This is a genomic window from Streptomyces puniciscabiei (assembly GCF_006715785.1).
Classification (GTDB): Bacteria; Actinomycetota; Actinomycetes; order Streptomycetales; family Streptomycetaceae; genus Streptomyces; species Streptomyces puniciscabiei.
The window spans coordinates 5,765,894-5,777,633 of sequence record NZ_VFNX01000001.1 but is presented as its reverse complement, the minus strand read 5'-3'; the positions used below and the strand labels follow the sequence as shown (position 1 = coordinate 5,777,633).

Annotated in this window: 11 protein-coding genes; 7 read left to right on the top strand and 4 right to left on the bottom strand. The window is 71.0% G+C overall.

The window, feature by feature from the left end:
- The first annotated feature begins 221 nt into the window (after window positions 1-221).
- The 7 genes from FB563_RS26745 (at window position 222) to FB563_RS26715 (ending at window position 8,066) form a co-directional block, all read left to right on the top strand.
- Entirely contained in the window at window positions 222-986 is a 765-nt protein-coding gene (locus FB563_RS26745; protein ID WP_055703625.1) for an IclR family transcriptional regulator, read from the top strand.
- Window positions 987-1,355: 369 nt separating this feature from the next.
- Window positions 1,356-2,150 carry an MIP/aquaporin family protein gene (locus tag FB563_RS26740; protein ID WP_055703626.1) on the top strand — a complete coding sequence of 265 codons (795 nt, stop codon included), beginning with the start codon at window positions 1,356-1,358 and terminating at the stop codon, window positions 2,148-2,150.
- Window positions 2,151-2,212: 62 nt separating this feature from the next.
- The gene (gene glpK / locus FB563_RS26735) at window positions 2,213-3,751 is read left to right on the top strand and encodes a glycerol kinase GlpK (protein ID WP_055703627.1); all 1,539 of its coding nucleotides are present in this window, start codon (window positions 2,213-2,215) and stop codon (window positions 3,749-3,751) included.
- A gap of 48 nt (window positions 3,752-3,799) precedes the next feature.
- Window positions 3,800-5,416, top strand: coding sequence for a glycerol-3-phosphate dehydrogenase/oxidase (locus FB563_RS26730; protein WP_055703628.1), 1,617 nt, complete (start codon window positions 3,800-3,802; stop codon window positions 5,414-5,416).
- Between the two features lie 206 nt (window positions 5,417-5,622).
- Window positions 5,623-6,168, top strand: a complete 546-nt coding sequence (locus FB563_RS26725; RefSeq protein ID WP_055703646.1) for a hypothetical protein — start codon at window positions 5,623-5,625, stop codon at window positions 6,166-6,168.
- Between the two features lie 45 nt (window positions 6,169-6,213).
- Window positions 6,214-6,885, top strand: coding sequence for a FadR/GntR family transcriptional regulator (locus FB563_RS26720; protein ID WP_055703629.1), 672 nt, complete (start codon window positions 6,214-6,216; stop codon window positions 6,883-6,885).
- A gap of 197 nt (window positions 6,886-7,082) precedes the next feature.
- The gene (locus tag FB563_RS26715; RefSeq protein ID WP_055703630.1) at window positions 7,083-8,066 is read left to right on the top strand and encodes a PAC2 family protein; all 984 of its coding nucleotides are present in this window, start codon (window positions 7,083-7,085) and stop codon (window positions 8,064-8,066) included.
- 65 nt (window positions 8,067-8,131) lie between these two features.
- On the opposite strand, the gene mshC is transcribed toward FB563_RS26715, so the two are convergent.
- The 4 genes from mshC to FB563_RS26695 form a co-directional block, all read right to left on the bottom strand.
- The gene (mshC, locus tag FB563_RS26710) at window positions 8,132-9,361 is read right to left on the bottom strand and encodes a cysteine--1-D-myo-inosityl 2-amino-2-deoxy-alpha-D-glucopyranoside ligase (RefSeq protein WP_055703647.1); all 1,230 of its coding nucleotides are present in this window, start codon (window positions 9,359-9,361) and stop codon (window positions 8,132-8,134) included.
- A gap of 131 nt (window positions 9,362-9,492) precedes the next feature.
- Window positions 9,493-10,299 (bottom strand): SCO1664 family protein, encoded by an 807-nt coding sequence (locus tag FB563_RS26705; protein WP_055703631.1) that lies wholly within the window; start codon window positions 10,297-10,299, stop codon window positions 9,493-9,495.
- Window positions 10,296-10,886: a DUF3090 domain-containing protein gene (locus tag FB563_RS26700; RefSeq protein WP_055703632.1), complete on the bottom strand. Its 591-nt coding sequence runs from the start codon at window positions 10,884-10,886 to the stop codon at window positions 10,296-10,298. Before FB563_RS26700 ends, FB563_RS26705 begins: the two co-directional genes overlap by 4 nt.
- Before the next feature lie 124 nt (window positions 10,887-11,010).
- Window positions 11,011-11,697, bottom strand: coding sequence for a histidine phosphatase family protein (locus FB563_RS26695; protein WP_055703633.1), 687 nt, complete (start codon window positions 11,695-11,697; stop codon window positions 11,011-11,013).
- Window positions 11,698-11,740: the final 43 nt, after the last annotated feature.

Here is an 11,740-nt window from a genome sequence, read left to right as displayed (position 1 = left end):
GGCATGCCGCACGGCGTCAGCGTAACCGGGAGTCGGCTTGGATGGGCACCGGCGTCCACGAGGCGGACGCCGGTGGCGGGTGTGTCAAGCGCAGGTCACCTGTGATGTAACAAGTGTCGACCGACGGTTAGCGGGAGGTCGGCATGGACCGGTAGTGTTCGACATTGCCGAACGGTGTTGAATACCGAGCGGTTGTCGAAGGGGACGGAGGCAGGACGGCGATGGCACGGAACATCCAGTCGCTCGAACGGGCGGCCGCGATGCTGCGGTTGCTCGCGGGCGGCGAGCGGCGGCTCGGCCTGTCGGACATCGCCTCGTCACTGGGCCTCGCCAAGGGCACCGCCCACGGCATTCTGCGCACCCTCCAGCAGGAGGGCTTCGTGGAGCAGGACGACGCCTCGGGGCGCTACCAGCTGGGCGCGGAGCTGCTGCGGCTGGGCACCACCTACCTGGACGTGCACGAGTTGCGGGCCAGGGCCCTGGTGTGGACCGACGACCTGGCCCGGTCCAGCGGGGAGAGCGTGTACCTGGGGGTCCTGCACCAGCAGGGCGTGCTGATCGTGCACCACGTCTTCCGGCCGGACGACAGCCGGCAGGTGCTGGAGATCGGCGCCATGCAGCCGCTGCACTCCACCGCGCTGGGCAAGGTGCTCTCGGCCTACGACCCGGTGGCGCACAGCGAGGCGCTGGAGGCCGACCGCAAGCCCTTCACCGACCGCACGGTGTGCGACTGGACGGACTTCGAGCACCTCCTCGACGTGACACGCGCGCGCGGGTACGCGGCCGACGTCGAGGAGACCTGGGAGGGCGTGGCGTCGGTCGCCGCGCCCATCCACGACCGGCGCCGCATGCCCGTGGGCGCCGTCGGCATCACCGGTGCCGTGGAGCGGCTGTGCCGGGACGGGGAGCTGCGTCCCGAGCTGATCGCGGCGGTGCGCGACTGTGCCCGCGCGGTGTCCAGGGACCTGGGCGCGGGACGGTTCTGAGCGCTCGGCGCTCCTTGCAGACAGGCCGGGAGATCCCCCGGGGGGACGATCGGAACGCCGGGCGGCGTTCCGGTTCTCGCCCTACCCTGAAACCGGCATATCGGGCTAATGCGCACGTCAGCGTACGAAGAGTGATAACCGTCAGCGATCAATAACGATCCTGTTTTCGATAACAGAACCCTTGACGCATGCGTAACGCCGAAGCAAGACTCCCGTCCATCGGTCGGCATTGTCGAACACCTACCGGCAATACGCGCTAGAGTGTGACAACGCCAAGGGCCGGCAATCGCTCTCACCCCCGAGGGCGCCAGAACCACCGGAGGGACCCGGGGTTCGGCTACCCCTGGACGAAGGACAAAGGAGTCGCGGGTGTCCAGCTCCGACATCTTCATCGGCGAGACCATCGGTACCGCCATACTCATCCTGCTCGGCGGCGGCGTCTGCGCGGCCGTCACGCTGAAGGCCTCCAAGGCCCGTAACGCCGGTTGGCTCGCCATCACCTTCGGGTGGGGCTTCGCCGTGCTGACGGCCGTGTACATCTCCGGACCGCTGTCCGGGGCCCACCTCAACCCCGCCGTCACGGTGGCTCTCGCCATCAAGAACAGCGACTGGAGCAACGTCCCGGTCTACCTCGCCGGTCAGCTGCTCGGCGCGATGATCGGCGCGACTCTGGTGTGGGTCGCCTACTACGGCCAGTTCCACGCCCACCTCACCGACAAGGAGATCGTCGGCGGTCCGGGCGCGCAGGCCACCGCGGCCAAGGCGGTCGAGGCCCAGGAGAAGGGCGCGGGCCCGGTCCTCGGCATCTTCTCCACCGGTCCGGAGATCCGGAACGCGGCGCAGAACCTCGCCACGGAGATCATCGGCACGGTCGTGCTGATCCTCGCGGTCCTCACGCAGGGCCTGAACGACAAGGGCAACGGTCTGGGCATCCTCGGCGGACTGATCACCTCGCTCGTGGTGGTGTCGATCGGTCTCTCCCTCGGCGGCCCGACGGGCTACGCGATCAACCCGGCCCGTGACCTGGGCCCGCGCATCGTGCACGCCCTGCTGCCGCTGCCCAACAAGGGCGGCTCCGACTGGGCGTACGCCTGGATCCCGGTGGTCGGTCCGCTGGTCGGCGGCGCCATCGCCGCAGGCATATACAACGTCGCCTTCGCTTAGAAATCACTTCGAAGCACGCGCCGTACGCACCGCCTATCACCACGGATCTTTTGGAGAACACAGTGACCGACGCCCACACCGCAGGCCCCTTCATCGCCGCGATCGACCAGGGCACGACCTCCAGCCGCTGCATCGTCTTCGACCGGGACGGCCGTATCGTCGCCGTCGACCAGAAGGAGCACGAGCAGATCTTCCCCAAGCCGGGCTGGGTCGAGCACAACGCCAACGAGATCTGGACCAACGTCCAGGAGGTCGTCGCCGGAGCCATCGCCAAGGCCGGCATCACCCGCGACGACATCAAGGCCATCGGCATCACCAACCAGCGCGAGACCACCGTGCTGTGGGACAAGAACACCGGTGAGCCCGTTTACAACGCCCTGGTCTGGCAGGACACCCGCACCGACGCCCTGTGCAAGGAGCTGGGCCGCAACGTCGGCCAGGACCGCTTCCGCCGCGAGACCGGCCTGCCGCTGGCCTCGTACTTCTCCGGGCCCAAGGCCCGCTGGCTGCTCGACAACGTCGACGGCCTGAAGGAGCGCGCCGAGGCCGGCGACATCCTCTTCGGCACCATGGACACCTGGGTCATCTGGAACCTGACCGGTGGTGTCAACGGCGGCAAGCACGTCACCGACGTCACCAACGCCTCCCGCACCCTCCTGATGAACCTGCACACCACGGAGTGGGACGAGAAGATCGCCGAGTCCATCGGCGTGCCGCTGCAGATCCTGCCGGAGATCCGCTCCTCCGCCGAGGTCTACGGCGAGGTCACCGGCGGCAAGCTGGGCGACCTGCTCGGCGGCATCCCGGTCGCCTCCGCGCTCGGCGACCAGCAGGCGGCCCTGTTCGGCCAGTGCTGCTTCTCCGAGGGCGAGACCAAGTCCACCTATGGCACCGGCACCTTCATGGTGATGAACACCGGTGACAAGATCATCAACTCCTACGCCGGTCTGCTGACCACGGTCGGTTACAAGATCGGCGAGCAGCCGACGGTCTACGCCCTCGAGGGCTCGATCGCCGTCACCGGCTCACTGGTGCAGTGGATGCGCGACCAGATGGGCCTGATCTCCACCGCCGCCGAGATCGAGACGCTCGCGCTCTCGGTCGAGGACAACGGCGGCGCCTACTTCGTGCCGGCCTTCTCCGGTCTGTTCGCCCCGCACTGGCGTTCCGACGCCCGCGGTGTGATCGCCGGTCTGACCCGGTACGTCACCAAGGCGCACCTCGCGCGCGCCGTCCTGGAGGCCACCGCCTGGCAGACCCGGGAGATCGCCGACGCCATGGTCAAGGACTCCGGCGACGAGCTGGTGGCCCTGAAGGTGGACGGCGGCATGACCTCCAACAACCTGCTGATGCAGACCCTCGCCGACGTCCTGGACGCACCGGTGGTGCGCCCGATGGTCGCCGAGACCACCTGCCTCGGCGCCGCCTACGCCGCCGGTCTCGCCGTCGGCTTCTGGTCCAGCACCGACGAACTGCGCGCCAACTGGCGCCGGGCCGCCGAATGGACCCCGCAGATGGACGCGGACACCCGCGACCGTGAGTACAAGAACTGGCTCAAGGCCGTCGACCGGACCATGGGCTGGATCGAGGACGAGAGCTGAGCGGACCGCACCGGCTCAGACATCTCTGACGAGGAGTAAGTACCCGACATGACCAGTCAGTCCACCCTGAGTTCCGTGCCTGCCCTGGGGACGCACCCGGCCTCCGGCTCCAACCCGAGCCGGGCCGAGACCAGGGAGCAACTCTCCAAGGCGTCGTACGACCTTCTGGTGATCGGCGGCGGCATCCTGGGCATCTCCACCGCCTGGCACGCCGCGCAGTCCGGCCTGAGGGTGGCTCTGGTCGACGCCGGCGACTTCGCCGGCGCCACCTCCTCCGCCTCCTCCAAGCTGCTCCACGGCGGTCTGCGCTACCTGCAGACCGGCGCGGTGAAGCTGGTGGCGGAGAACCACTTCGAGCGCCGTGCGGTCTCCCGCCAGGTGGCCCCCCACCTGGCGAACCCGCTCACCTTCTACCTCCCCGTGTACAAGGGGGGCCCGCACGGCGCGGCGAAGCTCGGCGCGGGCGTCTTCGCCTACTCCGCGCTCTCCGCGTTCGGCGACGGCGTGGGCCACCTGCTCTCCCCCGCCAAGGCGGCGCAGGACGTGCCCGAGCTGCGCACCGAGAACCTCAAGGCCGTGGCCGTGTACGGCGACGACCAGATGAACGACGCCCGCATGGCGCTGATGACGGTCCGCGCGGCCGTCGAGGCGGGCGCGGTCGTCCTCAACCACGCCGAGGTCACCGGCCTGCGCTTCACCAAGGGCCGGGTCACCGGCGCCGACCTCCGCGACCGGCTGTCCGGTGAGGAGTTCGGCGTGAACGCCCGCCTGGTGCTCAACGCGACCGGCCCCTGGGTCGACCACCTGCGCCGGATGGAGGACCCGAACGCGGCGCCGTCCATCCGCCTGTCCAAGGGCGCGCACCTGGTCCTGAAGCGCACGTCCCCGTGGAAGGCGGCGCTGGCCACCCCGATCGACAAGTACCGCATCACCTTCGCCCTCCCCTGGGAGGACATGCTGCTGCTCGGCACCACCGACGAGGAGTACGAGGGCGACCCGGCGGACGTGTCCGTCAACGACAAGGACATAGCCCAGATCCTGGACGAGGCCGCGTTCTCCGTCCGGGACCAGCAGCTCCAGCGGGACCTCATCACCTACGCCTTCGCCGGCCTGCGCGTGCTGCCGGGCGGCCCCGGCGACACCGCCAAGGCCAAGCGCGAGACGGTCGTCACCGAGGGCAAGGGCGGCATGCTGTCCGTCGCGGGCGGCAAGTGGACCACCTTCCGGCACATCGGCCGTACGGTCATGCAGAAGCTGGAGGCGCTGCCGGGCCACCCGCTCGGAGACGACTTCGAGCCCATCTCCTCCCTGCCGAAGAAGCTGCCGCTGCCCGGTGTCGCCAACCCGCGCGCCGTCGCCCACCGCCTGCTGGTGGACCGCCCGGCTCCGGGCCCGCGCATGGCCGCCGACACCGCCCGGCACCTGGCCACCCACTACGGCTCCCTGGCCTTCGACATCGCCCGCCTGGCGAACGAGAACCCGGAGCTGGCCGAGCGCGTCCACCCCGACGCGCCGGAGATCTGGGCGCAGGTCGTCTGGGCCCGCGACCACGAGTGGGCCGAGACGCCGGACGACGTGCTGCGCCGCCGCACCACGCTGACCATCCGGGGCCTGGCCACGGACGATGTCCGGGCGAAGGTGCAGGACCTGCTCGACAAGAAGTAGGCCGACCTGCTCGACGAGAAGTAGGCCTCGGTGACGGCCGGTCCGCCCCCCTGACCGGGACCGGCCGTCTCCGCAGCGCCGGACCGCCGCACCGGGTCCGGACGACCGGGAGGGGCGACCCCACGCCGATGGGGCCGCCCCTCTCGCCTGCCCGGGGGGCGTTGTCAGTGCCGGGTGCTTCCATGGAGGGCATGAACAACGGGGGCATGAACAATGATCAGGCGGATCCCGCCGAACTGGTGGCGCTGCGGGAGGCCTTCGGGGTGGACGACGGCGGCGCGTCCGCCCTCGGCTGGGCGGCCGTGCACGCCTTCGAGGCGGAGCACCGCGTGGTGCTGCCCGAGCCGTACCGGACGTTCGTGGCCGAGGTGACCGACGGATCCTGCCAGGGGCCGCCGGAGTACGGGCTGGTGGGGCTGGTCGAGGGCGGCGCGAAGCAGGACCTGGCCGAGCCGTTCCCGCTCTGCGAGGCATGGCTGTGGGAGGAGGACGAGGGGCCCTACGAGGATCCGGACGCCGTCATCGAGCGGGTCGGCCGAGACGGCTCGCTCTTGCTCGGCACGGACGGCTGCGGCATGGACGGGCATCTGATCGTCACCGGTCCGCACCGGGGTCACATATGGCAGATCACCGGTGAGGGCGCGTTTCCCTTCGCGGCGGAGTTCGGGTGCACCACCGCCGGGCCCGGCTTCGCCGGCTGGGTGCGGCACTGTGCCTGCGGCAAGGAGTGGTTCGACGCACCGCCCGCATAATGGCCGCTGAGACATCCGATGTCCGGGCGACCAGGGAGGCCGGTCATGGCAGTCACCGACGAGGCGATCGAGAAGATCAAGGGCATGATCGTCTCCGGTGCGCTGCGGCCTGGGGACCGGCTGCCCAAGGAGAGCGAGCTGGCCGCCGAACTGGGCCTGTCGCGGAACTCGCTGCGGGAGGCCGTACGGGCGCTGTCGCTGATCCGGATCCTGGACGTACGGCAGGGCGACGGCACGTACGTCACCAGCCTCGATCCGCAACTGCTGCTGGAGGCGCTGAGCTTCGTCGTGGACTTCCACCGCGACGACACCGTCCTGGAGTTCCTCGCGGTGCGCAGGATCCTGGAGCCGGCCGCGACCGCGATGGCGGCCTTCCGGATCGGCGAACAGCAACTGGAGGCGCTGTCGGCCCAGTTGGACGCGCTCGGTGACGAACCGTCGGTGGAGGAGCTGGTCGCCGCGGACCTGGAGTTCCATCGCGGCATCGTGCGCGGCGCCGGCAACTCGGTGCTGTGCTCGCTGCTGGACGGCCTGTCGGGGCCGACCACACGGGCCCGGATCTGGCGGGGCCTCACCCAGGAGGACGCGGTCGGCCGCACCCTGCGCGAGCACCGGGCGATCCTGGCCGCACTGCGCGACCGGGACGCGGAGGCGGCCCGCTCCTGGGCGACCGTGCACATCGCGAGCGTGGAGCAGTGGCTGCGCAGCACCCTGTGAAACCGCTGCTCAGCACCCGGTGACAGCGGGGACACACCTGTGCGGATCCGTCCGGGCTCCCGTTGACGGGGGGTGTTCCGCGGTGGCGAACGGGGCAGTGATCCGGTCACTGGCCCACGCAAGGGGGCTGCGGGCGCCCCCGCCGGACGCCGTAAGGTTGGTGAGTCAAGCGAGGGCACGTCGGAAGGAGGCACTGGGTGATCGAGCTGGAGGGGGTTCCCGAGCTGATCGACCCAGTCATGGTGGCCGCGTTCGAGGGCTGGAACGATGCCGGCGACGCCGCCTCCACGGCGGTCGCGCATCTGGAACGCGAGTGGAAGGGCGAGGTGTTCGCGGCGCTGGACGCCGAGGACTACTACGACTTCCAGGTGAACCGGCCCACGGTGTTCATGGACGCCGGTGTGCGCAAGATCACCTGGCCGACGACAAGGTTGTCGGTGGTGCGGGTCGGCGGCGAGAAGCCGCGCGACCTGGTGCTGGTCCGCGGCATCGAGCCGTCCATGCGCTGGCGCTCGTTCTGCAACGAGCTGCTCGGCTTCGCGCACGAGCTGGGCGTGGAGCTGGTGGTCATCCTGGGCGCGCTGCTCGGTGACACCCCGCACACGCGTCCCGTGCCGGTCAGCGGCGTGACGTCAGACCCGGACCTGGCCCAGCGCATGGACCTGGAGGAGACCAAGTACGAGGGCCCGACGGGCATCGTCGGCGTCCTGCAGGAGGCGTGCACCCACGCCGGTGTCCCGGCGGTGTCGCTGTGGGCGGCCGTACCGCACTACGTCTCCCAGCCGCCCAACCCGAAGGCCACGCTGGCGCTGCTCAACCGCCTGGAGGACCTGCTGGACCTGCGGATCCCGCAGGGCGAGCTGCCGGAGGACGCGCGGGCCTGGCAGGTGGGCGTGGACCAGCTGGCCGCCGAGGACAGCGAGGTCGCCGAGTACGTGCAGACGCTGGAGGAGGCCCGGGACACCGCGGAGCTGCCGGAGGCGTCGGGCGAGGCGATCGCCCGGGAGTTCGAGCGGTATCTGCGGCGCCGGGACGTGAGCCCGCCGGGCGGGCACGCGACAGCCGACGGCGGGGACGGCGGCTCGTTCCGCAGGGACAACCCCGGCGGAAGGAGCCGGCCCCCGAAACCGCCCAGGCCGGATGCGGCCGAGGGTGACGACGAGGACGGCTCGGAGGAGTGAGGACACCGTAAGGGGCGGTTCCCAGGGGGGAACCGCCCCTTACGCGTGCGTCACACCCGCCGGAGCTAGAGCGCCACGCCCAGCAGTGCGTCGACCGCGCGCGTGACCACGCCCGGCGCGCCCGTGTCGGTGCCGCCCTGCTCCTCCTGCCGGGCCGCCCAGCGGTCCACCGCCGCGAGGGCGGCGGGGGCGTCCAGGTCGTTCGCCAGGGCCTCTCGGATGTCCTCCACCAGCGCGTCCGCGGTCGGGCCGTCCGGCCGGGAGACGGCCGCGCGCCAGCGGCCCAGGCGGGCCAGGGCGTCCTGGAGGACCTGGTCGGTCCACTCCCAGTCGGCGCGGTAGTGGTGGGAGAGGAGGGCCAGGCGGATGGCGGCGGGGTCGACGCCGTCCCGGCGGAGCTGGGAGACGAAGACCAGGTTGCCCTTGGACTTGGACATCTTCTCGCCGTGCAGGGCGACCATGCCGGCGTGGACGTAGGCCTTGGCCATGGGGAACTCGCCGGTGAGCACCTGGGCGTGCGAGGCGCCCATCTCGTGGTGCGGGAAGGCGAGGTCGGAGCCGCCGCCCTGGACGTCGAAGCCCATGCCGAGGTGGTCGAGGGCGATGGCCACGCACTCGATGTGCCAGCCGGGCCGGCCCCGGCCGAGGGAGCCGCCGTCCCAGCTGGGCTCGCCCTCACGGGCCGCCATCCACAGCATCGGGTCGACGGGGTTCTTCTTGCCCGGACGGTCCGGGTCGCCGCCGCGCTCGGCGGACAGCAGCCGCATGGCGGCCGCGTCGAGGTTGGAGACCTTGCCGAAGTTCGGGTCGGACTCGACGGAGAAGTAGATGTCGCCCTCCAGCTCGTAGGCGGCGCCGAGGTCGCGCAGCCGCTCCACGAGCGGGACGATGCCGGGTATCGCCTCCACGGCACCTATGTAGTGCTGCGGCGGGAGCATCCTGAGGGCGGTCATGTCCTCGCGGAAGAGGGCGGTCTCCTTCTCGGCGAGGGCGACCCAGTCGACGCCGTCCCGCTCCGCGCGCTCCAGGAGGGGATCGTCGACGTCGGTGACGTTCTGGACGTAGTGGACCTGCCGCTTGGTGTCGAGCCACACGCGCTGCACGAGGTCGAACGCGTTGTAGGTCGCCGCGTGCCCCAGGTGGGTCGCGTCGTACGGGGTGATGCCGCAGACGTAGATACGGGCGACGGGACCGGGGTCGAGGGTGACGAGGCCGCCGGTCGCGGTGTCGTGGATCCTCAGGTCGCGGCCCTGACCAGGCAGGGCGGGGACCTCGGAAGCGGGCCAGGCATGCATGTACATGAGCCTAACCGGCCACCAGCTGCGTATACGAACGGGATCACGGCTGATGGCCGGTTCTGCGGTCTTGTACATCCGCGGGCGATGTGCTGGCGGCGACCGTGCTCACTGCGGGGCCACGATCGTGCTCACACGGGTGGCCAGGGGATCGCGGGCCACTCACCGCTGGGCCCGGGATGCACTCCGGCGGTGAGGAGCGCCTCGACACGCGCGCGTGTGGCGTCGATCTCGGCCGGGGTGATCAGCGCGGTCAGCCGCTCGCCCAGCGGCCCGCCCAGGGCGCCCCGCAGTCCCTCGAGGACGTCGACGGCCTCGGTGGTCAGCGGCTCCCCGGCCCAGCCCCACAGCAGGGTGCGCAGCTTGTTGTCCACGTTGAAGGTGACGCCGTGGTCGATGCCGTAGAGCCGGCCGTCCGGGGTGGGCAGCAGATGGCCGCCCTTGCGGTCGGCGTTGTTGATCACCGCATCGAGGACGGAGAGCCGGCGCAGCCGCTCGTCGTCGGCGTGCACGAGGAGCGCGGTGCGGCCCTCGCCGACCTCGGCCAGGCCGATCGCCTTCCAGCCCGGTTCCGGTTCCTCCGCGTCGACCAGGGCCAGCAGTTCGGCCTCGGCCTGGACGTCGATCCACAGCTGGCACATGCCCTCGCCGTAGGGCCCGTCGCGCAGCACGGTCGGCGGGACGAGTCCCCAGCCGGTGGCCTCGGAGACCTCGAAGGCGGCCACCTCGCGGCCGGCCAGGGTGCCCTCGGGGAAGTCCCACAGCGGCCGCTCCCCGGCCACCGGCTTGTAGATGCAGGTGGCCTCCTGTCCGTCGAGGGCGATGGTGCAGAACAGCGCGGCGTTGGACGCCTCGCGGATCCGGCCGCGTACGGTCAGCTCACCCCGCGCGAGCAGCTCGGCGACGGCCGAGCCGGCTGCGGCGTCGGTGGGCGTCATGCTCCGCGGCGGTATCCGTTCTGGCGCGGACATACGTGTCCTTCCGGATCGAGCGGGAGGCTGCACAGCGGGCACGGCGGCCGCCCGGCGTTGACGACGTCGAGGGCGCGCTTGGCGAAGGCCCGGGCCTGCGCGCCGGTCAGCCGGACCCGCAGCATCGGGGGCCCGTTCTCCTCGTCCTGCAGGAGGCGCTCCTCGGCCTCGGCGAGGTCCTCCTCGGTGTCGGCGTCCAGCTCCACCAGGGCCTGCGCCTCGACGATCATGCGCTGTTCCTCGCCGTCCCAGGCCAGCGCCATGGTGCCGACGCGGAACTCCTCCTCGATGGGGGTCTCCAGCGGGGCGGTGTCGGAGATCTCGGTGGGCGCCATGGCGGGGACGGCGGCGCTGCCGCCACTGCGCCGTACGACCTCGTCGAGCAGTTCGTCCATGCGCTCGGCGAGCGCGGCCACCTGGGTCTTCTCCAGAGCCACGCTGGTCACCCGGGAGCCTGCGGTGGCCTGGAGGAAGAACGTACGGCGTCCGGGCAGTCCGACCGTGCCGGCCACGAAGCGGTCCGGCGGGTCGTAGAGGAACACCTGACGGGACACGTCCTGTCTCCATTGAGAGTGAGTGCTGAGAGTGAGTGCGGGGGGCGGGTTGGGGGTTTCAGCGGTGCGGGCCGCCTGCGGACACGCGACTGTGTGGATCGCTTCACCCTACTGCGGCCGACGATCACGGTGCGCCCGCACCACCCCCGACCGGTGCGTCGTCCTCACCAGGATCCTCGCGCGGGGCGAGCGAGGCGAAATCCCCGGTGTCGCCGAGGCGAACGAGGAACGGCCGCAGCCTGGTGTAGCGGATCGCGGTGACCGAACACGGTTCCACGGAGATCCGCTGGAACAGGTCGAGGTGGAGTCCGAGGGCGTCGGCGACCAGGGATTTGATGATGTCACCGTGGGAGCACATGAGGTAGACGGCGTCGGCGCCGTGCTCGTGCTCCACGCGCGCGTTCCACTCGCGTACGGCCTCGGCGGCGCGGGTCTGCATGGCCCGCATGGACTCGCCGCCGGGGAAGGCGGCGGCGGACGGATGGGCCTGGACGACCTCCATCAGCGGCTCGTCCTTGAGCTCGGCGAGCTTGCGGCCGGACCAGTCGCCGTAGTGGCACTCCCCGATCCGCTCGTCGGTGTGGGCGCGCAGGCCGGGGCGGGCCTGAAGCAGCGGCCGTACGGTCTCCTGGCAGCGCTCGAGGGGGCTGGTGACGACCTCGGAGATCGGCAGTGCGGCGAGCCGGGCGGGCAGCGCGGCGGCCTGGGCGGCGCCGCGCTCGTCCAGGGTGACACCTGGCGTCCATCCGGCGAGCACTCCGGAGGTGTTGGCGGTGGACCGTCCGTGCCTGACGAGGATCAGCGTGGGCATGCGGCCCAGGGTAGGCGTATCAGCACATGCACCGGAGACCGGG